General features: G+C 66.6%; 24 protein-coding genes. 15 read left to right on the forward strand and 9 right to left on the reverse strand.

Annotated elements, in window-relative coordinates; translation table 11 throughout:
- Positions 1-14 precede the first annotated feature (14 nt).
- From CJ028_RS13630 to CJ028_RS13645, 4 genes are all read left to right on the forward strand, one after another.
- Positions 15-2,156, forward strand: coding sequence for a DEAD/DEAH box helicase (locus tag CJ028_RS13630; RefSeq protein ID WP_105035770.1), 2,142 nt, complete (start codon positions 15-17; stop codon positions 2,154-2,156).
- Between the two features lie 131 nt (positions 2,157-2,287).
- Positions 2,288-3,091, forward strand: a complete 804-nt coding sequence (locus CJ028_RS13635; protein WP_105035771.1) for an amino acid ABC transporter substrate-binding protein — start codon at positions 2,288-2,290, stop codon at positions 3,089-3,091.
- Positions 3,092-3,103: 12 nt separating this feature from the next.
- Positions 3,104-3,772 carry an amino acid ABC transporter permease gene (locus CJ028_RS13640; RefSeq protein ID WP_105035772.1) on the forward strand — a complete coding sequence of 223 codons (669 nt, stop codon included), beginning with the start codon at positions 3,104-3,106 and terminating at the stop codon, positions 3,770-3,772.
- Positions 3,759-4,628, forward strand: coding sequence for an amino acid ABC transporter ATP-binding protein (locus CJ028_RS13645; protein ID WP_105035773.1), 870 nt, complete (start codon positions 3,759-3,761; stop codon positions 4,626-4,628). The genes CJ028_RS13640 and CJ028_RS13645 overlap by 14 nt, the downstream gene beginning before the upstream one ends.
- A gap of 35 nt (positions 4,629-4,663) precedes the next feature.
- Here the strand turns inward: CJ028_RS13645 and CJ028_RS13650 are convergent, their stop codons facing one another.
- From CJ028_RS13650 to CJ028_RS13670, 5 genes are all read right to left on the reverse strand, one after another.
- Complete coding sequence (locus CJ028_RS13650) at positions 4,664-4,960, reverse strand: hypothetical protein (protein WP_105035774.1); 297 nt, start codon at positions 4,958-4,960, stop codon at positions 4,664-4,666.
- Positions 4,957-5,304: a hypothetical protein gene (locus CJ028_RS13655; protein WP_240607286.1), complete on the reverse strand. Its 348-nt coding sequence runs from the start codon at positions 5,302-5,304 to the stop codon at positions 4,957-4,959. Before CJ028_RS13655 ends, CJ028_RS13650 begins: the two co-directional genes overlap by 4 nt.
- Before the next feature lie 326 nt (positions 5,305-5,630).
- Positions 5,631-6,167, reverse strand: a complete 537-nt coding sequence (locus tag CJ028_RS13660) for a 5' nucleotidase, NT5C type (RefSeq protein ID WP_105035775.1) — start codon at positions 6,165-6,167, stop codon at positions 5,631-5,633.
- Between the two features lie 148 nt (positions 6,168-6,315).
- Entirely contained in the window at positions 6,316-9,348 is a 3,033-nt protein-coding gene (locus tag CJ028_RS13665) for an AAA family ATPase (protein ID WP_105035776.1), read from the reverse strand.
- Positions 9,345-10,508 (reverse strand): exonuclease SbcCD subunit D, encoded by a 1,164-nt coding sequence (locus CJ028_RS13670; RefSeq protein WP_105035858.1) that lies wholly within the window; start codon positions 10,506-10,508, stop codon positions 9,345-9,347. Before CJ028_RS13670 ends, CJ028_RS13665 begins: the two co-directional genes overlap by 4 nt.
- 172 nt (positions 10,509-10,680) lie before the next feature.
- Here CJ028_RS13670 and CJ028_RS13675 point away from each other — a divergent pair, with 172 nt between their 5' ends.
- The 7 genes from CJ028_RS13675 to CJ028_RS13705 all read left to right on the forward strand — a co-directional run bounded on the left by CJ028_RS13675 (position 10,681) and on the right by CJ028_RS13705 (position 18,059).
- Positions 10,681-11,469 (forward strand): DeoR/GlpR family DNA-binding transcription regulator, encoded by a 789-nt coding sequence (locus CJ028_RS13675; RefSeq protein ID WP_105035777.1) that lies wholly within the window; start codon positions 10,681-10,683, stop codon positions 11,467-11,469.
- Complete coding sequence (locus CJ028_RS13680; RefSeq protein ID WP_105035778.1) at positions 11,466-12,467, forward strand: 1-phosphofructokinase family hexose kinase; 1,002 nt, start codon at positions 11,466-11,468, stop codon at positions 12,465-12,467. The genes CJ028_RS13675 and CJ028_RS13680 overlap by 4 nt, the downstream gene beginning before the upstream one ends.
- Positions 12,464-14,476 carry a PTS fructose transporter subunit IIABC gene (locus tag CJ028_RS13685; RefSeq protein ID WP_105035779.1) on the forward strand — a complete coding sequence of 671 codons (2,013 nt, stop codon included), beginning with the start codon at positions 12,464-12,466 and terminating at the stop codon, positions 14,474-14,476. The genes CJ028_RS13680 and CJ028_RS13685 overlap by 4 nt, the downstream gene beginning before the upstream one ends.
- Positions 14,477-14,579: 103 nt before the next feature.
- Entirely contained in the window at positions 14,580-16,325 is a 1,746-nt protein-coding gene (ptsP, locus tag CJ028_RS13690; RefSeq protein ID WP_276309386.1) for a phosphoenolpyruvate--protein phosphotransferase, read from the forward strand.
- A 54-nt stretch (positions 16,326-16,379) separates the two neighbouring features.
- A complete protein-coding gene (locus CJ028_RS13695) occupies positions 16,380-16,658 on the forward strand; it encodes an HPr family phosphocarrier protein (RefSeq protein WP_105035781.1) in 279 nt (92 codons plus the stop codon).
- A 142-nt stretch (positions 16,659-16,800) separates the two neighbouring features.
- Entirely contained in the window at positions 16,801-17,073 is a 273-nt protein-coding gene (locus tag CJ028_RS13700) for a hypothetical protein (protein WP_105035859.1), read from the forward strand.
- 2 nt (positions 17,074-17,075) lie between these two features.
- Positions 17,076-18,059, forward strand: a complete 984-nt coding sequence (locus CJ028_RS13705) for an FHA domain-containing protein (protein WP_105035782.1) — start codon at positions 17,076-17,078, stop codon at positions 18,057-18,059.
- A 36-nt stretch (positions 18,060-18,095) separates the two neighbouring features.
- On the opposite strand, the gene CJ028_RS13710 is transcribed toward CJ028_RS13705, so the two are convergent.
- Complete coding sequence (locus tag CJ028_RS13710) at positions 18,096-18,602, reverse strand: hypothetical protein (RefSeq protein ID WP_105035783.1); 507 nt, start codon at positions 18,600-18,602, stop codon at positions 18,096-18,098.
- 146 nt (positions 18,603-18,748) lie between these two features.
- Between CJ028_RS13710 and CJ028_RS13715 the strand changes: the two genes are divergently transcribed.
- Both CJ028_RS13715 and CJ028_RS13720 read left to right on the forward strand, forming a co-directional pair.
- Complete coding sequence (locus CJ028_RS13715; RefSeq protein WP_105035784.1) at positions 18,749-20,659, forward strand: gamma-glutamyltransferase family protein; 1,911 nt, start codon at positions 18,749-18,751, stop codon at positions 20,657-20,659.
- A gap of 178 nt (positions 20,660-20,837) precedes the next feature.
- Positions 20,838-21,038 carry a hypothetical protein gene (locus CJ028_RS13720; RefSeq protein ID WP_105035785.1) on the forward strand — a complete coding sequence of 67 codons (201 nt, stop codon included), beginning with the start codon at positions 20,838-20,840 and terminating at the stop codon, positions 21,036-21,038.
- A gap of 49 nt (positions 21,039-21,087) precedes the next feature.
- On the opposite strand, the gene CJ028_RS22095 is transcribed toward CJ028_RS13720, so the two are convergent.
- Positions 21,088-21,420: a M20/M25/M40 family metallo-hydrolase gene (locus tag CJ028_RS22095; RefSeq protein ID WP_105035786.1), complete on the reverse strand. Its 333-nt coding sequence runs from the start codon at positions 21,418-21,420 to the stop codon at positions 21,088-21,090.
- Between the two features lie 131 nt (positions 21,421-21,551).
- Entirely contained in the window at positions 21,552-22,688 is a 1,137-nt protein-coding gene (locus CJ028_RS13730) for an FAD-dependent oxidoreductase (protein ID WP_240607290.1), read from the reverse strand.
- A 74-nt stretch (positions 22,689-22,762) separates the two neighbouring features.
- Here CJ028_RS13730 and CJ028_RS21755 point away from each other — a divergent pair, with 74 nt between their 5' ends.
- A complete protein-coding gene (locus tag CJ028_RS21755; protein WP_276309387.1) occupies positions 22,763-22,960 on the forward strand; it encodes a hypothetical protein in 198 nt (65 codons plus the stop codon).
- A 335-nt stretch (positions 22,961-23,295) separates the two neighbouring features.
- Positions 23,296-24,543, forward strand: coding sequence for a trans-sulfuration enzyme family protein (locus CJ028_RS13735; protein ID WP_105035788.1), 1,248 nt, complete (start codon positions 23,296-23,298; stop codon positions 24,541-24,543).
- Positions 24,544-24,555: 12 nt separating this feature from the next.
- Here CJ028_RS13735 and CJ028_RS13740 read toward each other — a convergent pair whose 3' ends face one another.
- A complete protein-coding gene (locus tag CJ028_RS13740; RefSeq protein ID WP_105035789.1) occupies positions 24,556-25,335 on the reverse strand; it encodes a gamma-glutamyl-gamma-aminobutyrate hydrolase family protein in 780 nt (259 codons plus the stop codon).
- Between the last annotated feature and the right edge of the window lie 21 nt (positions 25,336-25,356).

The raw sequence follows: 25,356 nt of genomic DNA on the forward strand, positions 1-25,356 counted from the left end.
GGCACCCTTGAAGGATGACCGACACCCGCGCATCCGCTCTGGCCATTCTGCGTACGCTCGTTGGGCGAGAAGACGCCTCCTGGCACGACGGACAATTCGAGGCCATCGAAACCCTGGTCGACCAGCGCCGCCGCGCGCTCGTCGTGCAGCGCACCGGGTGGGGCAAATCGGCCGTGTACTTTGTGGCGACCCTGCTGCTGCGACGCCAAGGCGCGGGCCCGACCATCTTGGTCTCGCCGCTGCTCGCCCTTATGCGTGATCAGGTCGCCGCCGCGGCCCGGGCGGGGGTGCGGGCGGTGTCGATCAACTCGTCGAACGCGCACGAGTGGAGCGACGTGCTTCAGAAGCTCGACGCCGACGAGGTCGACGTGCTGCTGGTGTCGCCCGAACGATTGAACAACCCGTCTTTCCGCGATGAGCAGCTGCCCGCCTTGATCTCTCGGGTCGGCCTGCTCGTGGTCGATGAGGCGCACTGCATCTCCGATTGGGGCCACGATTTTCGCCCGGACTACCGCCGCCTGCGCGACCTGATCGCCCAGATGCCGCCCGGCGTGCCCGTGCTCGCCACCACGGCCACGGCCAATAGCCGCGTCGTGCAGGATGTCGCGGAGCAGGTGGGCATGGTCGCCACCGGCTTCGATGGCGCCACCGCCGGAACCGCTGAAGTCGTCACCATTCGTGGCCCGCTCGCCCGCTCATCGCTGCGGCTGGGTGTGCTGCGCCTGCCCGATTCGCGCGCCCGCCTGGCCTGGCTGCTCAGCCACCTCGCCGAACTGCCGGGCAGCGGCATCATCTACACCCTCACCGTGGCGGCCGCCGAAGACACCGCTCGGCTGCTGCGTGAGGCGGGTCACGCGGTGCGCGCCTACACCGGCCAGACCGACACGGCCGAACGCGAAGAATCCGAGGAGTTGCTCAAGACCAACCAGGTCAAAGCGCTCATCGCCACGAGCGCCCTCGGAATGGGATTCGACAAACCAGACCTCGGGTTCGTACTGCACCTGGGCGCGCCGTCCTCCCCCGTTGCCTACTACCAGCAGGTCGGTCGCGCCGGCCGTGCCACCGCCTCGGCCGACGTATTGCTGCTGCCCGGTGCCGAAGATGAGGCCATCTGGCACTATTTCGCCACCGCCTCAATGCCCAATCAGGCGAAGGCCCTCGCCGTGATTGGCGAGCTCGAAGCCGCCGGCGTTCCCCTGTCCACACCGGCGCTCGAAGCCAGGGTCGACCTCAAGCGCACTCCGCTTGAGCTGCTGCTCAAGGTGCTCGACGTCGACGGCGCGGTGCACCGGGTCAAGGGCGGCTGGCAGTCCACCGGGCGGCCCTGGGTCTACGACGGGGAGCGTTACGAACGCATCGCCGCTGCCAGGCTCGGTGAGCAGCAGGCCATGCTCGAATTTGAAACCACCGCTGGATGCCGCATGGAGTTTCTGCAGCGCGCCCTCGACGATGAGACTGCGGTGGCGTGCGGGCGCTGTGACAATTGCCGGGGTGCCTGGTATCCGAGTGATGTGGCAGAGGGAGCCGTGGCGACGGCCACGCAATCGCTCGATCGCGTCGGCGTCGCCATCGATGTGCGTGCGCAGTGGCCGACCGGCATGAGCAGCCTCGGCGTCGCGGCCACCGGCAAAATTGCGCTCGGCGAACGCGCCGAGCCCGGCCGCGCGCTGGCCCGCCTGACCGACCTCGGCTGGGGCGGTCCGCTGCGTGATCTGTTCGACGCCCAGGCAGCGGATGCCGTAGCCTCGCCGGCCATGCTGGCCGCCTGTGTGCGCGTGCTCGCCGAGTGGGGGTGGGCAGAGCGTCCGGCAGCCATCGTCTCGATGCCGTCGCGGCGGCATCCACTCATCATCGATTCGGTGGCACGATCGTTGGCAGACGTCGGTCGGTTGCCACTGCTCGGCACCCTGGGCTGGGCGAACGGCGGCCCCAGCGGGGAGCCGGGCGGCAACAGCGCCTACCGGCTGTCCAGCGTGTGGGACCGCTTCGATGTCGGCCCCGAGCTGACTGAGGCACTCATCCCGTTCACCGGCCGCCCCATTTTGCTGATCGACGACCACGCCGACAGCCGGTGGACCCTGACCGTGGCTGCGCGCGTGCTGCGCCGGCACGGCGCATCGGCGGTACTTCCGTTCACCCTGGCCCTGCGCTCGTAGGCCATTATCGGGCTGAACTGGAATAATTGGGGCTTGCGGCTCCTTGATAATCTAAGCAAGCCGCTACCCGCGGCCTCCGCACCATTCGGGGGCGACACGACCCCCACCTAGCTTGTTAGGCGATTCTTTCCATGAAGTTCAGACTCATTCCGGCTGCCCTGCTCAGTGTCGTCGCCCTCACTCTCGCCGGCTGCTCCGCCTCTAATGGCGACAGCACGCCTGCCGCCGACGACTCGCTGAGCAGTGTGCTCGACTCTGGCACCCTCACGATCGGCACCGAGGGCACCTACCGGCCGTTCTCGTTCCATGAAGACGGTTCGGGCAAACTCACCGGCTACGACGTCGAGGTGGCCCGCGCCGTTGCCGCCGAGCTCGGCGTTGATGCCGTGTTTGAAGAAACTCAGTGGGACGGCATTTTTGCGGGCCTCACCGCCGGCCGCTGGGACACCATCGCCAACCAGGTGTCGATGACCCCGGAGCGCCTGGAGGCTTACGAGTTCTCGACGCCGTATACCTACTCCCCCGGTGTCATCGTGGTTCTCGCCGACAACACGTCGATCACGTCGTTCGCGAGCCTCGAGGGCCTGACCACGGCGCAGTCGCTGTCCAGCAACTGGGACACCCTGGCTACCGAGAGCGGCGCGAACGTGCAGCACATCGAGGGCTGGGCCCAGTCGGTCGCCCTGGTCGAACAGGGCCGAGTGGATGCCACGGTCAACGACAAGCTGACCTTTCTGGAGTACCAGAAGACCAATGACGCCGACAACCTGAAGATCGCGGCCGAGACCGAGGAGCGCTCCGAGAGTGCGTTCGCTTTCGCAAAGGACGGCACCGCGCTGGCCGACGCCGTGAGCGAGGCTCTGGCAACCCTCAGCAACGATGGAACGCTCGCCGAGCTCTCCGATGAGTACTTCGGCGCCGACGTCAGCCAGTAACCCGACGATTCGATGATCCAGCCTGATTGGGAGTTGTTCTTCGGCTCGTTCTGGCCGATGGTGGACGGCGCTGTGCGGGGCACGATTCCCCTTGCCCTGACGTCGTTTGCGATCGGCCTCGTGCTCGCTCTCGTTCTCGCGCTCATGCGGTTATCGACGAAGCGCTGGTTGTCGGGCATCGCTCGCGGCTACATCTCGATCGTGCGCGGTACCCCCTTGCTCGTGCAGCTGTTCGTGATCTTCTACGGATTGCCCTCGGTCGGCGTGCTCATCGACCCGTGGCCGAGCGCTATCGTGGCGTTCTCGATCAACGTCGGCGGATACGCCGCCGAGGTCATCCGGGCCGCGATTCTCTCGGTGCCTAAGGGCCAGTGGGAGGCCGCCTACATGATCGGCATGTCGCACCGTCGGGCCCTAACCCGCATCATCCTGCCGCAGGCGGCTCGGGTCTCGGTGCCTCCGCTGTCAAACACGTTCATCAGCCTGGTCAAGGACACGTCCCTCGCCTCGCTGATTCTGGTCACCGACCTGTTCCGTGAGGCTCAGCAGATCGCATCCTTCAGTAACGAGTTCATGCTGATCTACCTCGAAGCAGCGCTCATCTACTGGGTTATCTGCCTGGTGCTGTCCACCGGGCAGGGTTTTCTTGAGAAGCGATTGGACCGCTATGTCGCCCGCTGATCTGCCAACGTCGACCAGCCAGGCGGATGCTGCGGCATCCGCTGCCCTGCTGCGGGTTCGCGGCCTGCAGAAGAGTTTCGGCAGCAACCGGGTGCTCGAATCGGTGGACCTCACCGTGGGCCGCGGCCGCGTGCTCGCCCTGATCGGGCCGTCCGGCTCCGGAAAGACCACCATTTTGCGCTGCCTGAATGGGCTGGAGCTGCCCGACGGGGGCACCATCGAGGTCGCCGCAGCCGCCGATACCGACCGCGGTCGTGTCGGCCAGGCTCCGGGTCGCGGTACCAATACGGCCGTGCCGGTAAACGTTGATTTCACCGTCAAGACCACGTCGAAGCAGCGCGCAGACCTACGGGACCGGTCAGCCATGGTGTTCCAGCACTACAACCTGTTTCCGCACAAGACCGTGCTGCAAAACGTGATCGAGGGACCGGTCGTCGTGCAACGCCGCCCGGTCGCCGAGGTCACGGCCGAAGCGCTCGCCCTACTGGAGCGGGTCGGCCTGACCGACAAGCAGGGCAGCTTCCCGTTCGAACTCTCCGGCGGCCAGCAGCAGCGGGTCGGCATCGTGCGGGCCCTCGCGCTTCGCCCGCAGCTGCTCTTGTTCGACGAGCCGACCTCTGCGCTCGATCCGGAGCTCGTCGGCGACGTACTGCGCCTCATCAAAGAGCTGGCCGACGAGGGCTGGAGCATGGTCATCGTCACCCACGAACTCGAATTCGCCCGCGAGGTCGCGCACGAGATCGCCTTTGTGGACGGCGGCACCATCGTCGAGCATGGCGAGCCGAAACAGCTTTTGCGGCACCCGCAGCAGCAACGTACCCGTCAGTTTCTGCACCGGCTGCTCAACCCGTTTTAGGGCCAAGCCCCCGGCCGCGGACGGCGGGCACAGCGCTACGGGTGCGGCGTGATAATCACAACGGTGATGCGATCAAGCCCGGGACCGTAATGCCAGTAGATGCGCCCGGCCGTGGGCGTGCGGTGCTCAATATAGGAGTCCCCGACGGCCTCGCCCTTCTTACCGGCCAGCGACACGTATTTGTGCGAGCGCAATGCCGGGTCGTCGGGGTTCAGCTGAAGCCGGCCGAGTGCGGTGCGCACCCGTTTGAGCCGGCCGACCAGTTGTGGTTTTGTCTCGAGCATGGACAGTCCCGATGCCGCTTCCCGCGTGAGAAGGAGCGTAAAACTCATGACTGGGGCTCGGCGGGCACGGCCGACTCATCGACAGCGTGCTCCTCATCGGCGTACCGGGTGAAGTCGCCACCCTCGCTGGTCTCTTCCTTGCTGCTGTGCTCGAGGCCTCGCACCAGAGCGGCACGGATGCCTTCGTCATCCCAGACCAGGAGCTCGCGGCGCGGGATGGAAACGAGCGGGGTCAGAAGAATTTCACCCTCGGCATTCACGGCGACGGCGTAACGATCGTCGCGGTGCACTCCGGCTTTGCCGAACGCCATGCGGGAACGCTCATCGGCGCTGACTTCGCCCATCGGAACGAAATCCGATTTCAGTTCCGTCATCTTCTTCAGTTCCACCATCGTCTTCACCCAATCATCTGGTGGCCCGCACCCGCCCTGGCAATTTCCGGGACCGATCCAAACCTGTCTGAAAGTGAGATTACCCCAGATTTACATGTGGGTAAACCCCTGGATAAATAATGTGGACGATGTATGGTATCCCGCGCGAAGTAGACAGCTGCGGGAACCGTACGCGCGAAAACGGAAGGACCAGTCCGGTCGGCAGGGCGATCGGACTGGTCTAAGCAACATGAATATACCGAAGGCCGTGCACCTGATCAAGGGCCGAATTCACCTATTCTCTCGCCAGAATTTCGACATCAGGTTAAAGACCTCCGAGTTCGCTATCACGGTGTCAGCGCCGCGCCGCTGTGGAGCGCAGGTCGGGCAGCGAGCGGGAAGAATTTCGGGCGCGGTGCGCGTTCGGCGCGTTCCAGCAGGTAACGCGTTACCGTGTTCCAGTCGGGAAACAACGGGGTGAGAAATTTGATCAGCTCGCCCTCGAACCGGTCGGCGCCAACGGCAGACCCGTCGTCGACGAGAAAGTCACCGCGGTTCAGGTGTTTGTGGTGCGAGAGAATCAGCCGCTTGTAGGCCGGTCCGCCAGCATCCGCTCCCAGATGTTCCTGCACCCACTCGAGCTTGTGCTGCCAGGCACTTGCGTTGCCCCACGGTGCCATCGACAGAATGTAGGTGTCGAACGATTGGGCGAGCGTGTGAAACGCGTCAATGGCACCGTTGATCGGTTCCATGCGGGCGAAAATGCCCGGCACTTCGTCGAGCCGTTTCTCGTAGCGGATATACTCGGCGTTGGTGAGTCGGTCGATCCCCGATTGCACATTGACGAGGGTGTTGTCGAGGTCGATATAGAGGATCTTTTTCATTCGGGCTCCCTGGCGCGGCTCGCTTCGTTGCGGCAACGCTCCGATCGTGACAGGCTCACCCCGGATGGGCAATGGCTGAAGCCAACCTCATGTGGCCAGCCCGGCAGCCGCCGCGGCGCTCGGTCGGCAAGTCACGACCCACGTACGGTCATTCGACGGGCGTATCGACCTCGATTCGGCTGTACCCCTGGTCGGTGACCGAGATGCGCAGCGTCGTCGGAATCTGCTCTTTCATGGAGTCGACGTGGCTGATCAGGCCGATCGTGCGCCCGCCGGCGCGCAAGCTGTCCAGAGTGCTCATGGCGGTCTCGAGGGTTTCGCTGTCGAGGGAGCCGAAACCCTCGTCGACGAACAGGGTGTCGAGCGTGATGCCGCCGGCTTGCCCGGTCACCACCTCCGCCAGTCCGAGTGCGAGGGCGAGGGAGGCCAGGAAGGTCTCGCCACCCGACAGGGAGTGCGTCGCCCGGGCGCGACCGGTGAACTCATCGCGGATCGCCAGCCCCAGCCCAGACCGAGCACCACCCTTCACTCGCGAGTCATCGTGTTCGAGGGTGTAGCGCCCGCTGGTCATCGTGCGCAGCCGTAGGTTTGCCGCCACGACGATCTCTTCCAGCTGGGCGGCCAGAACGTAGGTCTCCAGTCGCATCCGTTTCGTGTTCGGTTCGTCGCCCTGCACGACGTCGGCCAGGCCTCGTACCTGAGAGCGCTCGTCGAGCAGGCCGGCAGATGCCGCGAATCGTGTGGTAACGCCCCGCACGAGCAGGTCCAGCTGGCCGGCACGTTCGGCGAGCGAGCTGTGCGCGCTCACGGCGTCGTCGCGCGCGCCGCTCGCGGCGTCGAAGGCCAGCCGGAATGGCTCGAGATCGACCGGATCTGACGCAAGAGCGACCAGTTCGGGATCGGCCACTGCCGCCAGGGCTGCTGCACGTTGGTCGTCAAAGGACCGCACGTCGTTCGTCAGCTGGACAATCTGGCGCTCGTCGAGCCGCGCCCTGGCAGCCGCCTCCTCGTCATCGAAGGCTTGCTCGGTCAACTGGCTCGCGAGGTCGAGGACGGCCGCATCGCGGGCGACGGCGCGTTGCTGGCTGAGCAGGAGGGCGTCGTCGAGAGTGTGCGCGCATTTGAGCTCGTGCTCCAAGGCACGCACCTGGTCGGTCACGCTATCGCTTCCACCACGCTGCGCACCCACGCGGGCCACGAGCAGGTCGCGCTGCCCTGACCGCTCGCTGTGGGTGTCTGCGGCCGTATCGCGTGCCGCTCGGAGGCTCACCACCGCGGCGTGTGCGCCGGTCTGGGCGTCCCGAAGGTCGGCTTGTTCCTGTCGAAGCCCACCGACCAGGTCGGCAGCCGTGCGCGCGGTGGCCAACCTGGCGCGAACAGCCACGCATTCGGCGCGGAGCTCATCGACACTTCGCTGCCCGGCCAGGGCCTGCGCCTGCCCGAGACGATTCGTCAGGGTGGCCTGGACCTCCTGGGCATCGGCCAGGTCGTGCTGCCGGCCCTGCATCTGCAGTCGGGCTGTGGTGAGGTGGGCTGCAGTGACCAGCTCGCCGTCCGCCGCTGCGGGAGCAGGGTGTTCGACCGAACCGCAGACCGCACACGGCGCACCATCGACGAGCCGGCTGGCCAGTTCAGACGCCTGCCCGGCAAACCGGCGAGTCACCAGTGCCTCGTAGTCAACGGCGGCCGCAGCGTTGTCCCGACTGCGGTCGAGCAGTTGTGCGCCTGCCCCGGCCAGCTCGGTCTGCAACGACACCACGTTTTCGGCGGCCGTGAACGCGGCGTCGGACCGGCGCATGGCCTCGTCGGCGTCGGTCGCACCGGAGGCGGCAAGGGTTGCGGCCGCGAGTTGCTCGCTGACGAAATCGATCTGCTGAGGCAGCGCATCGATGCGCTTCTGCGCACGCGTCAAGCCATCGGTGTGTCCGGTGAGCACGTCGAACAGAGCGGTGATCTCGTGATTCAGGGCCGGGAGCTGCTTCTCTTCCGCGAGCACCTCCGCGAGTGCTCCGAGCCGTCCCGCCAGGGCGTCCATGATCGGACGCAGCGCCGGCTCGGAATGGCTGCGCGCCGTGCTGCTGCTGTCACCCGCGCTGCTGTCATCCGCGCTGCTGTCATCGGCGCCGCTGTCTGCGGTAGCACTGTCGCCGAACGGGAGCCAGGCGATCCGCGCCGTGGTTTCGGCGGCCAGGGCCGCCTGCCAGTCGGCAGTCGCGGCGCGGCTGCTGCGAATGTGTGGCCAGACCCGAGCCGCCCGGGCAGCGCGCAGCAGGGTACGGCGTTGCTCCTCGACCTCCAACTGGCGGCCATCGAGGGCAGCCAAGGCGGTGTCGGCGAGGGCGCGCCGGCTCTGACGCCGCTGGGTCTCCGTTGCCGCTCGGAGTTCGGTGGTGGCATGAGACAGTCGAGCAGCTGCACGGGTCGACCCCTCCGAGGCCACGTCGACTGCGGCGTTCAGACCGGCCAGAGCGCCCCGAAACCAGCCGAGGTCGGGGGCGACGGGCGGTTCAAGAAGCCGAAGCTGATGCATGGCAGCTGTGGTGTGTTCGGCGACGTCGCGCTGCACGTCGGCCAGCCGGTCGTCGAGGGATTTGCGGCGTTGCACGAGCGCGGTTTCGAGTTGTTCGAATCGGGTGGTCCCGAACAGGGTGCGCAGCACCGCACGTCGTTCATCGGTCTTGGCCAGCAAAAAGTATTGGAACCGGTTTTGGGCGAGCAGGATCACCTGGAGGAATTGGTCGGCCTTCAAGGGCAGGATCGCGCTCAGTTCGAGGCCTACGGCGTGTGGCTTGGCCGCAATGCCCCGCCACTCGGTGCCGTGGAGTACTTGCAGTACAGCGGTGGGCGCTGCGGTGGTTGTTCCGGTGCCGTTCTTCTTCGCTCGCTCGTAGGCCGGGCTGCGCCGGAGACGGTACTCACGACCGCGCAGACTGAAATCGAGTTCGACGAAGGTGGGATCATCGGGCCCGCAGTAATCGCTCCGCAAACGCGGCGCGACGTCCGAGAATCGCGGCACCTGGTCATAGAGGGCGAAACTGATGGCGTCGAGGATACTGGACTTGCCGGCACCGGTCTTGCCGGTGATGAGAAAGATTCCGTCGGCATCGAAACGTTCGAAATCGACAATTTGTTCAGTCTTATAGGGCCCGAATCCGGCCAGACGCAGTCGCTTGATCTTCATGCGTTCGCTTTCTTCGCATTCTGTTCGTTCAACAGTTCTGCGACCAACGCCCGTTCAAACTCACTGGGACCGACCCCGTTGCGCACGAACGACAGGAAGCCCGCCACAATCTCAGGATCACTCGTGGCCGCACGAATACGCTCGGCGTAGGTGGAGCCATCCGCTTCAAAAGTTATCGTGGGGCGGTGCTCGAGTGTCACAGCGTGGGCAAATCGGGTTTGCAGCGCCCTCATGGCGTCGAGCGGACGCACCTGGTCGGTGAGAATGGCTTTCACCCAGTCGCCCTCGTTGTCGGCAAACGCCTCGTCGGCGAGCAAATCGGCGAGGTCGCCGGTGAGTACCACGAGGCGGCGCGGAACGGGCAGATCGACCCACTCCACGGCACTGGCGTCGGCGCCGAGTTCGACCAGCCAGGCTCCGCGCGGCTTGCCGGCCTCGGCAAAGGAATAGTGCAGCGGCGCCCCGGAATAGCGTACTCGCGGGGTGAGGGTGGCCCGCCCGTGGATGTGGCCGAGCGCGGTGTAGTCGCAGCCGTCGAACACCGACAGCGGCACGACGTCGAGCCCACCGGCGGTGATATCGCGCTCCACATCGCTCGACTCGGTGGCCGGGGTGACGCCGGCCGCGAAACAGTGCGCGAGCACGACGCTGCGGCCACCACGGCCGACCAGATCGTTTCGAATGCGGGTCATGGCGAAATCGAGAACCTGTTCGTGCGTTTTCAGCATCACACCGGGGTGCAGGTGGCGAATGAGTGCGGGCTCCAGGTAGGGAATACCATAGAAATGCACCGGACCGTGCTCGTCGGCGAGGGTGATCGGCGAGGCGTATTGCTCCGGCCGAGTCACGATGTGGATGCCGGCCAGCGCCGCCCACTCCGACTGAAAACCGAGGCGGGTCGCCGAATCGTGATTGCCGCTCGTCATCACAACGGATGCCCCGGCCTCTTTCAGACGCCGCAGTGTGTCGGCCAGCAGGGCATAGCTCTCTTTGGACGGCATCGCGGAATCGAACACATCACCCGCCACGGCCACCACGTCGACACCACGTTCCGCCACCACCGCAACGAGTGCGTCCAGCACGAGACCGAGGTGCTCCAGCGTGGAATGGGTATGGAAGGTGCGCCCGATGTGCCAGTCCGAGGTGTGCAGAATCTTCATACCAATCACGCTACCGTCGCCCACCGACATGCCCGACCGGCAGCATCCGCTCACCGTGCTTGTGCATTTTTCTTTGTTTATCTTCTTTTTTCTTGACAAACAAAAATATTCACAGCTAAAGTCAATGAAACCAACTTTGTGACCACCATCACTCACCGCCACGGAGGCATTCGTGTTCGCCGAAGAACGTCAACTCTTGATCGCCGCGCTCGTCGCGACCGAGGGTCGGGTCACCGTGACCGACCTCGCCACGCGATTCGCCGTCACAGCCGAAACCGTGCGCCGCGACCTCGACACCCTCGAAGCGGCCCGCCAGTTGCGTCGCGTGCACGGCGGCGCCGTCGCCATCGACCGCCTCAGCCTGTCCGAGCCGAGCCTCGACGAACGCCAGACGCAGCGTCTCGACGAAAAGTCGCGTATTGCCGATGCGGCCATGCGCCTGATTCCGGCCAGTCGTACCGTTTCGGTCATGCTCGACGCCGGAAGCACCACAGAGCGCCTGGCCGACCTTCTGGCCGGCTTCACTCCCGCCGTCGCCGGCGACCAGCTGCTCGTGATCACGAATGCGGTGCCCATCGCCGGCAAGCTCTCCCGCAACGAGGCAATCCAACTGCACATTCTTGGAGGGCGGGTGCGCGGGTTGACCAGCGCTATCGTCGGCGCCGGCACCGTCGCGCAGATGGGCGCTCTGCGCCCCGACATCGCCTTCATCGGCGCCAACGGCATCAGTGCCACCTTCGGCCTCAGCACCCCGGACTCGGTTGAAGCGGCCGTCAAATCGGCCATCGTCCGGTCGACCAGGCGGGTCGTCGTACTCGCCGACTCTTCCAAACTCGACCAGGAGACGCTGGTGTGCTTTTCCACCCTCGATGCCATCGACACGCTGATAACGGATGCCGCGCCATCCGCAGCCCTCACCGCCGCCCTGGCCGCTGCCGACGTCGACGTGGTGATCGTGTGATCGTCACACTGACCCCCAACCCGAGTCTCGACCGCACTATCGAGCTGGCCGGACCGCTTGAGCGCGGCGAGGTGCAGCGGGCCGTGGCCGCCCACAGCGAACCCGGCGGCAAAGGCGTCAACATCTGCCGCGCCCTCGAAGCGAGCGGCATCGGAAGCCTCGCCATTTTGCCGGGTGACGCCGACGACCCGGTGCTGCTGGCCCTGACCAGCCACTCGATCCCGCACCTCGGCCTGCCGATCGGCGCGCCGCTCCGCAGCAATGTCGCGATCACCGAGCCTGACGGCACCACGACCAAGCTCAACGAACCCGGCCCAATGCTGAGCCTCGCCCAGCAGGATGCCCTGGTGGAACTCGTTCTGGAAAAGTCGGTCGGCGCCAGCTGGCTGGTGCTGGCCGGATCGGTACCCCCCGGCGTGCCCGACGATTTCTACGCCCGCATCATCGGCGAGCTGCGCACTCGACTGGGCAACCAGGCGCCGAAAGTCGCCGTGGATTCCTCCGGCGGCCCGCTCGCCGCAGCAGCTTTGGCCCACCCCGACCTGCTCAAGCCCAACGGCGAAGAACTCGCCGAGCTGAGCGGCCTCTTCGACGGCGACACGCTCGAAGCGAACCCCGATCTCGTCGTCGACGCGGCTCGCGTTCTCATCGCCGGTGGTGTCGGCGCCGTGCTGGCCACTCTCGGAGCGAGGGGCGCGGTGCTCGTCACGGCCGACGGTAGTTGGCTGGCCACCACTCCCCCGATGCTCGCCGTGAGCACGGTCGGTGCCGGCGACTCGGCCCTGGCCGGCTACCTGCTGCAGAGCAACGCCGGAGCGAGTGCCCCCGATTGCCTGCGCCAGGCCGCCGCCCACGGCGCCGCCGCCGCCTCCCTGCCCGGTTCCACTGTTCCCGCCCTGCACCAAACCAACCCCAGCGTCGTCACCGTGACGCCGCTGGCCCCAGTCCTGGCCTCCGGGCCGGTTCTGGCCACACATCCAAAGGAGGATGACCAGTGAGTGCACTGATTACCCCGGAGCTTGTTGCTCTGGACACCTATCTCGGTTCCGAGCCGAAAGACGTCATTCGGCACCTCGCCGAGCTCGTCGTCGGCGCCGGCCGAGCCACCGAGATCGAGTCGCTCTACGCGGATGCTCTCGCTCGCGAAGCGAAGACCGCCACCGGCATCCCGGGTGGCCTCGCCATTCCGCACTGCCGCTCTACGGCCGTGCTGGAGCCCACGCTGGCACTGGCTCGCCTCTCGACCCCGGTCGACTTCGGAGCTAAGGACGGCCCGGCCGACCTGGTCTTTCTCATTGCCGCGCCGGACGGCGCCGACCAGGAGCACCTGAAGATCTTGGCCAAGCTGGCCCGGTCGCTCATGAAGAAGGACTTCACCACCGCCCTGCGCGACGCGTCGACGCCGCAGCAGATCGTCGAACTCGTGGGCAACGTCGTCTCCCCGGTGCCGGTTGCCGCCGGCGCTCATGCCGGAGGCGCCGACAACGCGAACGCCGGCACCGGCCCCGCACGATCCGGCATGAAGCGCATCGTCGCTGTCACCGCCTGCCCGACCGGCATCGCACACACCTATATGGCCGCCGACTCTCTCGTGGCCGCGGCCAAGGCTGTCGGAGTCGACCTGCAGGTGGAGACCCAGGGTTCGGCCGGACTCACCCCGCTCGACCCCGCCGTCATCGCAGCGGCCGACGCCGTCATCTTCGCCGTCGACGTCGACGTGCGCGGCCGGGAACGCTTCGCCGGACTGCCCGTCATCAATGCCCCGGTCAAGCGCGGCATCGACGAACCCGGACGGTTGATCGAGGAAGCCCTCGCCGCCGCTCTCAACCCGAACGCCCGTCGTGTCAGTGGCACCGTGGACTTGGGTGGTTCGTCAGAGGAGAAGAGCGAGCACCTGGGCCAGAAGCTCAAGCGTGCGCTGCTCACCGGTGTCAGCTACATGATTCCGTTCGTCGCCGGCGGAGGCCTCCTGATCGCCCTGGGCTTCGCCCTCGGCGGCTTCGAGATCACCAAGGTCGCCGATGCGGTCGTCCTGAACAACAGCTTGTTCAATCTTCCCGATGGGGGCCTGAACATTTACCTGGGAGCGGTCTTCTTCAAGATCGGCGCCCTGTCGATGGGCTTCCTGGTTCCCGCGCTGGCCGGCTATATCTCCTTCGCCATCGCCGATCGCCCCGGCATCGCCCCCGGCTTCGTCGCCGGTGCCGTGGCCGGATTCATGGGTGCCGGGTTCCTCGGCGGCATTGTTGGCGGGCTGCTCGCCGGTGTCGTCGCGGTGAACATCGCCAGAATCAGCGTTCCGCGCTGGCTGCGCAGTCTGATGCCCGTCGTCATCATTCCGCTCATTGCGTCGATCGTCGCCTCCGGGTTGATGTTCATCGTGCTCGGCGGCCCGATCGCCCTGCTGACCGTAGGCCTCAGCGACTGGCTGAACGGCATGACCGGGGCATCCGCTGTCATTCTCGGTGTCATTCTCGGCCTCATGATGGCCTTCGACCTCGGCGGCCCGGTCAACAAGGTTGCCTACGCCTTCGCCGTTGCCGGCCTCGGCGCAGCCACCCTCGCCAACCAGGCACCGTGGCAGATCATGGCCGCGGTCATGGCCGCCGGCATGGTGCCGCCGCTCGCGATGGCCCTGGCCACCACGCTCGACCGCAAGCTGTTCAGCCTCGCTGAGCGAGAGAACGGCAAGGCGGCCTGGCTGCTCGGACTCTCCTTCATCTCCGAGGGTGCCATTCCGTTCGCCGCCGCCGACGTGTTCCGGGTGATCCCGGCCAGCATGCTCGGCGCTGCCGTGACCGGAGGTCTCTCGATGGCCTGGAACATCACGAGCAAGGCTCCGCACGGAGGAGCGTTCGTGTTCTTCGCCATCGACAACTTCTGGTTGTTCCTGCTCGCAATCGCGATCGGTACTGTTGTATCAGCGTTTACTGTCGTCGGACTCAAGCGCTACGCCGTGCGGAAGCGTCCGGTCGACGCTCCGGAGGCCGTGCTCGTCAACGCCTGATCCGGCGCAGTCACCGCGCGAACTGCCGGCGCCACGCGCGACTACAGTTCCGCAGTAAAGTAACGCCAGCCGCAGGCTGGGGATGAAGGAATCGAGGACGATCGTGCAGACGCTTTCAGACAGTGCCGGTGCAGACCAGGCACCGGCAGACGAGGCCGAGACCGGCCGCACCTTCGCCGGAGTCGGAGTCAGCCCCGGACGCATCATCGGTTCCGTCCTGTTGATGCCCAAGGCGGTGCGTGAACCTGCGGTGGGCGAGCTTCTGGCTGCGGGAACCAGCGCGGGAGACGCATCCGCTGCCCTGCGTACCGCAGCGAAAGCCGTGCAGGCCAACCTCACCGCACGCTCAGCCTCAGCCGTGGGCGCCGGCCGGGAGGTGCTGGAGGCTACCGCACTGATGGCGAATGACCCGATGCTGGTGAAGGCAGCCGTCAAGCTCATCACCAACGGCGCCTCGGCCGAACGCGCCATCTGGGACGCCGCGGCATCCGTTGCCGAGATGCTGCACAACCTCGGCGGCTACATGGCCGAACGCGCGACCGACGTGCTCGACGTACGGGGGCGAATCGTCGCCGAGCTGCGCGGCGTTCCCGCCCCCGGGATTCCCTTTTCGGAGACCCCGTTCATTCTGGTCGGCGAGGACCTCGCACCGGCCGACACCGCCACCCTCGACCCGGCGAAGGTCATGGCTCTCGTCACCGCCAGCGGCGGACCGCAGTCGCACACGGCCATCATCGCCCGCGCCCTCGGGCTGCCGGCCGTGGTCGCGGCCGTGGGGGTCGACGGTCTCACTGACGGCACCCTCGTCTTCGTCGACGGAGCCGCCGGCACCATTGTGGTGGACCCCGGCGCCGACGAGGTTGCCCTCGCCAAGTCGTGGGAGACGACTACCGCAGCCCTCGCTGTGTTCGACGGCACTGGGCGGCTGAAGGACGGCCACCTGGTTCCGTTGCTGTCGAACGTCGGCGGTGCCAAGGATGCGGTCAAGGCCGCAGCGGCCGGCGCCCAGGGCGTCGGGCTTCTGCGCACCGAGTTCTGCTTTCTGGAACGCGACACCGAACCCACCATCGCCGAACAGGTCGAGGCCTATCGCGGCGTGTTCGACGCTTTTCCGGGCAAGAAAGTGGTCGTGCGCACCCTCGACGCCGGCGCCGACAAGCCACTGCCATTTCTGACCGATGCCTCCGAGCCCAACCCGGCCCTCGGCGTGCGCGGCTACCGCACCGATTTCACCTCGCCCGGAGTGCTCGAACGCCAGCTACAAGCCATCGCGCAGGCCGTCGAGGGCACCAAAGCCCAGGTCTGGGTGATGGCGCCGATGATCTCCACCGCCGAGGAGGCCGAGCACTTCGCCTCCCTCTGCGCCACGGCCGGTCTCACCACGCCCGGAGTCATGGTCGAGGTCCCCTCCGCCGCCCTGACCTCCGCGAGCATTCTCGAACACGTCGACTTCGTCAGTCTCGGCACCAACGACCTCACCCAGTACGCCATGGCGGCCGACCGCCAGCTCGGCCAGCTCGCGGGACTCAACACGCCGTGGCAGCCCGCTGTGCTCCAGCTGATTCGGCTGACCGTGGCTGGGTCGGTCGACGAAGGCCACGACAAGCCCGTCGGGGTCTGCGGCGAGGCCGCGGCCGACCCAGCCCTCGCGGTCGTGCTGGTCGGCCTCGGCGTGGCGACCCTGTCGATGACCGCGCGGGCACTCTCCGCCGTCGCCGCTGTGCTCGCGAGCGTGACACTGGTCGAAGCAGAGCAGCTGGCCAAACTGGCCCTGTCGGCGCATTCGGCAGCGGATGCCCGTCGCCTCGTTCGCGAGAAACTGCCCATACTTATATCGCTGGGTCTCTAACCCGTCGCACCCGTTTCACCGCACGACTTTCACATGCCTACCCTGGAGGACCCCATGTCTGAACGAACCGCCGTCATTGCCAGCCGCGTCGGCCTACACGCTCGCCCGGCCGGAATTTTCGTCGCCGCCGTGGGCGAGCTGCCTCTCGAAGTCACCATTGCCATGGCCGGTGAGCCAGCCGACGATGCCATGGACGCCTCGAGCATCCTCTCGATCATGAGCCTCGGCGCCTCTAACGGCGACACTGTCGTGCTGCGGGCAGAAGGCGAGGGCGCCGATGAGGCTCTGGAATCCCTCGTTAAGATTCTCGAAACCGACCTCGACGCCGAATAATACCTGCTCCCCGTTTACCCATAATCCTTTACGACGCGCAACTAGGTACCTAAGCTAAGTAAACCTCGAGGGACTCTTCCTCGTGACCGGTGAACCTGCCGGAACCGGCACCATTTTCTGTGCGAGCGAAAAGGAACCTACCGTGACCGAACGACAGACGTACCTAGGCAATGTCGAGAGCTCCGACGAATCTGAGGAGCACACCATCAAGGACTGGACCGACCTCGGCCAGGAAATGTGGTCCTATCTCACCGGCCAGGGCGCAGCGATCAACTACAGCTTCATCGATATGGTCGTGGAGGTTCCCCGGGACATCGGTCCCGACGCCCCGCGCGCCGTGTGGAAGTTCAATGGCACCCTGCGCGTCACGACGAGCGACGAGAAATCCGTCGGCTCTGATCCCTTTCGGGGCTGATCGTGAGCTCCTTCTCGGGCTCGACGGCGGGCGGCGCACCAGCGAAACCGACCGTTAGCCTGCACATCGACCTGGCCTTCTCCATGATCGAACCGCCGGGTGCCGTCGGGGCTTCCACAGCCGAATCCCGCACTGACTCGACCGGGGCGGCGTTCGGGGATTCCTTCGGGGCAGCGGATGCGATGCAGGGCACGGTGACCGCCAACGGCACGGAAATCACCATCTTCACCAGCAACCCGGAAATGTTCGTGCAGGGCCGAGCCCTCAATCTGGACCCGTTGCGCGGGCTTGCGGCCGAATTGGCGGCGCGCGGCCTGACCGTGGCCGTCACCGGGCCGGTCGGGCTGATTGCCCGACTCGGCCACGTGCAGGCATCCGTTTCGCAACGCCTCATGACGCGATCGCCCCACATCGTGCTGGGGTCGCGGAACGCTCTTGGCCCGCTCGTGCAGGCTCGCCTGCGGGGAAAGTCGCGGATGCCGGTCGCCATTCCACTTCCGCCGTCGACGGTGTTTCCCCTCGCTCCGACCTTCGATCGACACCGCCGCGGCAAGATCACCACGACGCACTACACGCCGGGAAGCGGGCGTCCCCGCCTCATTTTCGTCGTGGGATCGGAGAATTGGAACGGGCAGATGCCCCGCGAATTCAACCTGCTGCCGGGAACCACGACGATCGGCTCCTCCGCCGACGCCGACCTGCAATTGCCAGGCTTGAAACCGTTGCACGCCGAGATTCGCCACGATCACAACGATGAGTACCGACTGTTTGCGATCGGTACCGTCGCGGGCAGCTCCCGGCCGACCGAGGACGGGCGCAGCATCGGCAACGGCCAGATCCTGCGCACCGGATCACGGCTGGAAATGGGCCCGTGGCGGATGGGCTACTTTCGGGAGGAATTCGCCGACCATGGCCGCCCCTTCGGCGGACGTGTCGGCGGCGAGTTGGCCGTCCAGAAACCGCAGCCACCGCGGCCGCGCGCCTGACCCGTGCTTTGAGGGTGCCAAACGTGCCGTGCAGCCTCACGAGGTGAAGAGGTCGGTCCAGACCGCTCGAGAACCCGATTCCCCGATGAGGGCAACGGTCACGGTGGCTCCCAGCGCGCTCACCACAACGACGACGTCGAGAAGGATCCGTACCGCGAGACGCCCGGAACGGCTCGGCACAGCGGAACCGAAGCGTGCTCCGTCAACCGCAACGTAGCGGTACCACACCCACTGCAGCACTGCCACGAGAAAGAGCGCGATCACCCACGGCAACAGTGTCTTACCAAGGGACGTGTGCGTGCCGAGTAGCGGGGTCACGTTGACCAGCCGTGACTGCAGCCACTCCCCCGCCTGCACAGCGAGCGGAACCAGCACCAGCGCGGCGAGGGCCACCAGGGGCGTCACAATGCCCAGTCGCCGTCGAGCGGCCGGCCAGAAGGCGGTGAGCAGCGCGCACAGTGCCGCCAGCGGCACCACGATCACGACCGCGTGCACGATCAGCACGTGCAGCGGCAGTCCGTTGAATTCCCAATCAATGTTCATGGTGTCTCCACTTCACAGCTCTGACTTCGGGGACTCCGAATGGGCGGGCGGGCCGCTCGGCCTGATCATTGCACGAATTTGCCGTCTCTTACCGACGGGAGCCCGTCTTCTGGCGCTTCGGCCGCCCGTAGTGCAAGGGTAGACGGGTGACCTATACCGAACCGTTCGTCTTCATCACCCGTCCGACTCTGCAGGGAACCTTCGGCATGACCGCCTCAACGCACTGGCTAGCGACGGCCTGCGCCCAGGCCGTGCTCGAGCGCGGCGGCAACGCCTTCGACGCCGTCGTTGCCGGCGCGTTCGTGCTGCACATCGTCGAGCCCCACCTGAATGGTCCCGGCGGCGACATGACCGGCGTCTTCGCGACGGCCAGTGAACCGGATGCCCCGCGCGTCTTGATGGGGCAGGGCCCGGCCCCAAAAAAGGCCACCATCGAGCACTACCGGTCGGAGGGCCTCGAGCTGGTTCCCGGGTCTGGCGTGCTCGCCGCAGCCGTTCCCGGCGCCGTCGACGCCTGGCTCGTGCTGCTGCGCGACTACGGCACCTGGGAACTGCCCGATGTGCTCGCGTTCGCCCTCGGATACGCGCGCGACGGGCATCCGATTCTGGGTCGGGTTGTCGCCACGATCAACTCCGTCGCGGCGCTGTTCACCGAGCACTGGCCCACCTCGGCGGCGCAGTGGATGCCGGGCGGTCACCTCCCCCGGGCCGGCGATCTCGTGACGAACGAGGCATGGGCGCGGAGCCTCGACCGTCTGCTCGCGGCGAGCGCCGATGCGGCCGTCGCCACCCGCGAGGGGCGCATCGACGCAGCCAGGCGGGAATGGCGGGAGGGGTTCGTGGCCCACGCCATCGTCGACTTCGGGCGCACGGCGCACCGGCATTCCTCCGGCACGGATCACGCCGGTGTCATGACCTTGGCGGATCTGGCCGGTTTCGAAGCGGGCATCGAGGACGCCACGACCGTCGTTTTTCGGGGCCACACGATCGCCAAGACCGGCACCTGGGGCCAAGGGCCGGCGCTGTTGCAGACACTGATGATTCTCGATGGCTTCAGTGACGAATACCTCGACCCGTCGACCGCGCTCGGCGCACACACGATCCTCGAGGCGCAGAAGTTAGCCATCGCCGACCGGGAGGCCTACTACGGCGACGCCGCTGAACCTATCGACACCGCACCCCTCAACACCGTGCCCACTAACACCGTGCCGCTGGATTACCTGCTCTCGGCCGACTATGCGGCCACCCGGCGGGCCCTCATCACGGATGCCGCCTCACACGAGTTCCGACCGGGTACCGTTCCCGGCCACACCCCGTATTACCCGGTGCTGCGCACCGAGTACACAACGGAGGCTCTGTCGACGCAGAGTGCCGGGGCATCCGCTGGGGTGGGTGAACCGACGGTGGCGACTCCGACGCGACCCGCACCGGGCAGCGCCGAGCCCGAGACGCTCTCGACCGGGGAACTGCGCGGTGACACCTGCCACATCGACGTCGTCGACCGTTGGGGCAACATGATCTCGGCAACTCCGTCGGGCGGCTGGCTGCAGTCGTCGCCGACCATTCCCGAGCTGGGATTCTGCCTCGGTTCTCGGCTGCAGATGACCTGGCTCGAACCCGGCGCACCCTCGGCGCTGACCGGCGGCAAGCGTCCGCGCACGACCCTCACCCCGACGCTCGTGCTCAAGGACGGGCAGGCGGTCACGGCGCTCGGCTCCCCCGGTGGCGACCAGCAGGACCAGTGGCAGCTGCTCTACCTGTTGCGCACGATTGTCGGCGGCTATTCGCCGCAGCAGGCGATCGATGCGCCCGCCTTTCACAGCACCTCATTTCCGGGCTCGTTCTGGCCGCGCACGTGGGAGCCCGGCGGCGCCGTGGTCGAGGATCGGCTGGGCGACGCGGTCATCACTGCGCTGGAACAGCGCGGCCACCGAATCACCCGCGCGGGCGACTGGGCACTCGGCCGCATTTCGGCGGTCACTCGCGACCCGCAGACCAGGCTGCTGCAGGCAGCGGCCAATCCGCGCGGGGCTCAGGGGTACGCAGCCGGTCGCTGATCACGCGCTGCCGGGAACAAAATATCACCGATTCATGTTTTTTGCTGTCCCCACGAAGGGGGAGGACATCGACTTGTCTATCCCCACTAGATTGGAGTTATCGAACCGATTACCCGAGTCGGCGATGGAACGGACAATCGTGAAAATGTTGCAGACAGAATGCCCAGAATGCCAGCAAATGGTATGGATCACGTCGGATACCCGATTCGCGACCTATCACTCGTTGGCCAACTCCACCAACGATTGCCCCGGCTCCCGCATGAACGTTCCGGTACCCCCCAAACAGACTGCTGCGAGCCGTCGGCGCGCGCAGGCCGAACTACTCGCCTGGACCCACGCCACCAGCGCGGTCAGCGCCGGCACCCACCAGGCCGCCTGACCCCTTGTTACCCGGGATCGACACCGATTAACCCGACCAATCGATGCCATCAGCCCCAACACACGGCGGTGCCGACCCGATCGCGGGTCGCACCGCCTTCTGTGTCTCTTCCTGCTCGCGAGAGCGGGAAATTCGTCGCTTCAGCACCCCCGAAGCAGCAAATTTCCCGCTCTCGCGCGACGTGACGGGGGGAATGGGGCTGGGGTAGCAGGAGATCGGACAGCACTGCGGCGAGCGCACGCGCACCGGCCTCGGCATCCGCGATCTCCACGTATTCCTCCGGCGAGTGCGACACCCCGGTGGGATTGCGTACGAACAGCATCGCGGTCGGCACGAACTGGGTGAGAATTCCCGCGTCGTGACCGGCGCCGGTGTGCTGCACCGGGCATCCGGCAATATGAGGCTCAGGCGATCCCGCAGCACCGTGTCCAAGCTCACGGTGCGACTGAGGTACTCCTCGGTGAGCTGAACCGTGTCAGCGGGTGCGGCGAGAGCCCCCAGCAGCCGGAATGGTCACGGGCGCACCCGGAACTGCTGCGGCACCGACCCGATGCCGGTCGCGAGGTCGGCGGCGAGCTGACCGATCACCGGGGCGAATTTGGCGCCGTGCCCCGAGCACGGCGAGAGCAGGGTGATGTTGTCAACGCGGTCGATGATGAAGTCCTCGGTGGGCGTGTTGGTGAACAGGCACGTGGTCTCCGCGTAGGGTGTGTGGTCGAGTCCCGGCAGGTAGCGGGCCACGTAGTCGACGACACGATCGCGGTTGGCCGCTCCCAGGATGCCGTCCTGGTCGGCGGCCGAGGCGAGGGGCCTGCCTCCGTTGTACTCGGCGATCTTCTGGCCGCGAAACGAGGCGTCGCGGCCGCCCGGCAGCCCGTACACCTGCATGCCGTCCATCCTGTGGATGAAGGTCGGCCAGCGGCCGGCACTGTCAGGGTCGACGTAGGGAAAGTGATAGGCCTGCTCCTGCATGACCGTGATCACGGGGATCTGCGCACGGAAGGCGCTCGGCAGCGGCAGTTCGCCGAGCAGGCTCGGCAGCCAGCCGCCGGCACTGACGATCACGTTCTCGGCGTCGACGGACTCCCCGGTGTCGCTGTGCACCCGGTATCCAGTGGCCGTCTCGGTTACCTTGGCCACCGGCCAGTCGCTCCGTAACTGAGCGCCCGCCCCGAGGGCCAGCTCGACCATGGTGGTCACGGCCGTCTCAGCGTCGATGACCCCGGCGCCTGGGTGCCAGAGCACCGGGGTGTCGAAGGCGATCTGCGGCCAGCGCTCGCGGGCAGCATCCGCTGTGAGCAGGTCGTGCTCGATGCCGGCAGCCCGCAGCACCCGGGCGAGCACTTCGGGCTGGCGCAGCGCCCCGTAATCGACCGAACCGGTGGGGGTAATCAGCTGCCGCCCGCTCAGCCGGGTCAGTTCGTCCCAGCCGAGTCTGGCCTGCTGCACGAGACCGGTGTAGAAGGCATCGGGGTAGGCGTAGCGAAAGATACGCGCCGACCCGTGCGAGCTTCCGGCATCGTTGGCGGGGGTGGACCGCTCCAGAATGGTGACCTCGTGCCCGCGGCTGGCGAGCTGCCAGGCGGTGGCCGCGCCGGCCAGGCCTGCCCCGATCACGACGTACTTCGAACTGCTCGGTGCGGTGGGAATGCTGGGTGCCGTGGGAAGGCTCGGTGCTGTGTTCGGTACGGAACTCACTGCATGCTCCTGCTCGGTGACAATCGATGATGGGGGAAAGGGCGAATGCTTACGGTGCCAACACGACGTTGGCGTCGCCGTGCCTGGATGCCGAGCAGCTCGACGCCGCCTCCGGAGAACAGGCCGCTGCGACCGTTGGGGCGGCATCCGTTGCGAAACCCGATCAACAGGCTACCGACCAGGCCGCCGACCATGTGCACACCCACGACGTCGACAGAGTGTGACCGGGAGTCACGAACAGGTAAATGCAGTGCACTCGAAGCAAGGACGGCCCGCGATGCGCGCGATTGCAACGGATGCATAACAAACCGACCGACCGGGAATGACTGACTGCCCGGCGAGGGTAAACTCACGTTTTGCATTTTTATCAGCCTCTTCTCAGGCCATCCCACGTACGGTTACACACGGAGTTCCCCCACTCCAACGATTGGCCCCGGTATATTTCTCACCTCCCCCCAGGCGAGAAGTACCGGGGCTTTTTCGTGGTCTCTGGCCCGGCCGGATGTCGATCGCGCGTAACGTTCAGCGCCGAATGGCGCAACGGGCCTAGCGTGGAGGAATGAGCCCTCGCACCGAACCGACACCCACCACGAGCCCGGCACCGCGGCCCGACAAACATAACCCCGCCACCCTGGGCTTTCAGACCCAGTCGGTGCACGCCGGCAACGCGATCGATGCCGGGTCGGGCGCGCTGCGCACACCGATCGTGATGGCGAACTCGTACGCCCTGCCGGAAGACCCGTCAACGTTGAGCTGGTCGGGCGCGATCCCCGGCCTGTATACCCGCAACACCGGCACCAACCAGGAGGGCCTGCAGCAGAAGCTCGCCGTGCTCGAGGGCGGCGAGGATGCCGTGGCGATGGCCAGCGGCGTCGCCGCCCTGCACGCCGTGTTCTTCACGCTGCTGAAGAGCGGCGACCACGTCGTGGTGGCCAACGTGACCTATGAGGCCTCTTATCGGTTGTTCACCGAGCTGCTGCCCGAGAAGTACGGCATCGAGGCCACCTTCGTGGACGCGACGGACCTCGCGGCGGTGCGCGGCGCCATCCGCTCGTCGACGCGGCTGATTCACATTGAGACGGTCGGCAACCCCACAACCGCGGTAACGGATGTCGCGGCCGTTGCGGCCATCGCGCACGAGGCCGGCGCGCTGCTCTCCATCGACAACACGTTCACGCCGCCGCCGTTGTTTCGGCCGATCGAACACGGAGCCGACCTCGTCGTACACTCGCTGACCAAGTACATCAACGGGCACGGCGATGCGATGGGCGGCGCCGTGATCGGCCGGGCGGAGCTAATTCGCCGGATCAAGCTCGACGCGATGGTCGATGTCGGCGGGGTGATCAGCCCGTTCAACGCCTGGCTGATCATGCGCGGTTCGGTCACCCTGCCCCTGCGCATTCGGCAGCACTGCGACTCAGCACTGGGCATCGCCCGTTTTCTGGAGTCCGACCCGCGAGTCGCGTATGTGGCCTACCCGGGTTTAGCGTCGCATCCGCAGCACCCCGTGGCACTGCGGCAACTGCCGCACGGGTTTGGCGGTATGCTCGCCTTCGCCGTCAACGGCCACAAGGCGGCGCAGAACCGGTTCGTCGCGAACCTGCGCGTGATTACCTCGGCCGTGTCGCTCGGCCACGACGAGTCGCTCATCGTTCACGTGGACAATTCCGGGCCGCGCGTCGCGGCCTACCCGGCTGCGTTCCGCGAGTTCGGGCACCTGCGCTTCTCGGTGGGCCTCGAAGACACCGCGGACCTGGTGGCGGATCTCGCGGCGGCCCTCGATGCGACGTTCTCGGTTGCTGCCTAGCCGGGTGCGGGCTTAGGCGGCCAGGGCGTTCGCGACCAGGGCCTCGGCGAGCGCTCGGGCGTCGTGCTGGGCGGCGAGGGAAGCCAGCAGCAGACCGAGCTGGTCGGCCGGGGCATTGGGTGCCTCAGGGTGCCACTGCACGCCAACGATCGGCGCGGTCTCGTGTTCGAGGGCCTCGATCAGGCCGTCGGGAGCGTGGGCGGCGGAAACCAGGCCGGCACCGAGGCGGTCGACGATCTGGTGGTGCGCGCTCTGCACCGAGATATCGACCCGGCCGAGGCTCAGGCTCAGGGTACTGTCGGCGGCCAGGATCACGCCGTGAGTGGAGAGGATCTGGTCGATCGGCACGCCGACATTCTTGTGGATGCCGTCGTCAATGTGCTGCACGAGGCTGCCGCCGAGGGCGACGTTGATGATCTGCAGCCCGCGGCAGATTCCGAGCAGCGGGGTTCCGAGGGCGAGGGCACGCTGCACGAGAGCAATCTGGCCCTCGTCGGCGGTGGCGAAGTGGTGCGTCTCGCCCTCGTAGCCCGTGGCACCGCCGTAGAAGTGGGGCGTGATGTCTTCGCCGCCGACGATGACGAGGGCGTCGGCATCCGCTGTGAGGCGCAGCAGGTCGGCGGGAGTGACGTCGGCCGCGGCGACGCGGGCGACAGCCCAGCCCGCCGTTTCGGCCTCGGTGACAACGCGAGCGTTGAGCACCTGCACCTTGGCGTGATACGCCGGGCGGTCGGGACGCTCGGTGGTGACCTCGACGACGACGAGCATCCGGTCGGTGAATTCTTGGTTCATGCCGGCTCCCGTCGGTGTCGA

The organism is Cryobacterium aureum (genome assembly GCF_002954245.1).
Lineage (GTDB): Bacteria > Actinomycetota > Actinomycetes > Actinomycetales > Microbacteriaceae > Cryobacterium > Cryobacterium aureum.

What these genes read in the sequence shown, in the direction of transcription:
- CJ028_RS13630 (WP_105035770.1), top strand. Translation starts at nt 15, where the DNA reads ATGACCGACACCCGCGCATCCGCTCTGGCCATTCTGCGTACGCTCGTT.
- CJ028_RS13635 (WP_105035771.1), top strand. Translation starts at nt 2,288, where the DNA reads ATGAAGTTCAGACTCATTCCGGCTGCCCTGCTCAGTGTCGTCGCCCTC.
- CJ028_RS13640 (WP_105035772.1), top strand. Translation starts at nt 3,104, where the DNA reads ATGATCCAGCCTGATTGGGAGTTGTTCTTCGGCTCGTTCTGGCCGATG.
- CJ028_RS13645 (WP_105035773.1), top strand. Translation starts at nt 3,759, where the DNA reads ATGTCGCCCGCTGATCTGCCAACGTCGACCAGCCAGGCGGATGCTGCG.
- CJ028_RS13650 (WP_105035774.1), bottom strand. Translation starts at nt 4,960, where the DNA reads ATGAGTTTTACGCTCCTTCTCACGCGGGAAGCGGCATCGGGACTGTCC.
- CJ028_RS13655 (WP_240607286.1), bottom strand. Translation starts at nt 5,304, where the DNA reads ATGGTGGAACTGAAGAAGATGACGGAACTGAAATCGGATTTCGTTCCG.
- CJ028_RS13660 (WP_105035775.1), bottom strand. Translation starts at nt 6,167, where the DNA reads ATGAAAAAGATCCTCTATATCGACCTCGACAACACCCTCGTCAATGTG.
- CJ028_RS13665 (WP_105035776.1), bottom strand. Translation starts at nt 9,348, where the DNA reads ATGAAGATCAAGCGACTGCGTCTGGCCGGATTCGGGCCCTATAAGACT.
- CJ028_RS13670 (WP_105035858.1), bottom strand. Translation starts at nt 10,508, where the DNA reads ATGAAGATTCTGCACACCTCGGACTGGCACATCGGGCGCACCTTCCAT.
- CJ028_RS13695 (WP_105035781.1), top strand. Translation starts at nt 16,380, where the DNA reads ATGTCTGAACGAACCGCCGTCATTGCCAGCCGCGTCGGCCTACACGCT.
- CJ028_RS13710 (WP_105035783.1), bottom strand. Translation starts at nt 18,602, where the DNA reads ATGAACATTGATTGGGAATTCAACGGACTGCCGCTGCACGTGCTGATC.
- CJ028_RS13720 (WP_105035785.1), top strand. Translation starts at nt 20,838, where the DNA reads ATGGTATGGATCACGTCGGATACCCGATTCGCGACCTATCACTCGTTG.
- CJ028_RS21755 (WP_276309387.1), top strand. Translation starts at nt 22,763, where the DNA reads ATGATGGGGGAAAGGGCGAATGCTTACGGTGCCAACACGACGTTGGCG.
- CJ028_RS13735 (WP_105035788.1), top strand. Translation starts at nt 23,296, where the DNA reads ATGAGCCCTCGCACCGAACCGACACCCACCACGAGCCCGGCACCGCGG.
- CJ028_RS13740 (WP_105035789.1), bottom strand. Translation starts at nt 25,335, where the DNA reads ATGAACCAAGAATTCACCGACCGGATGCTCGTCGTCGTCGAGGTCACC.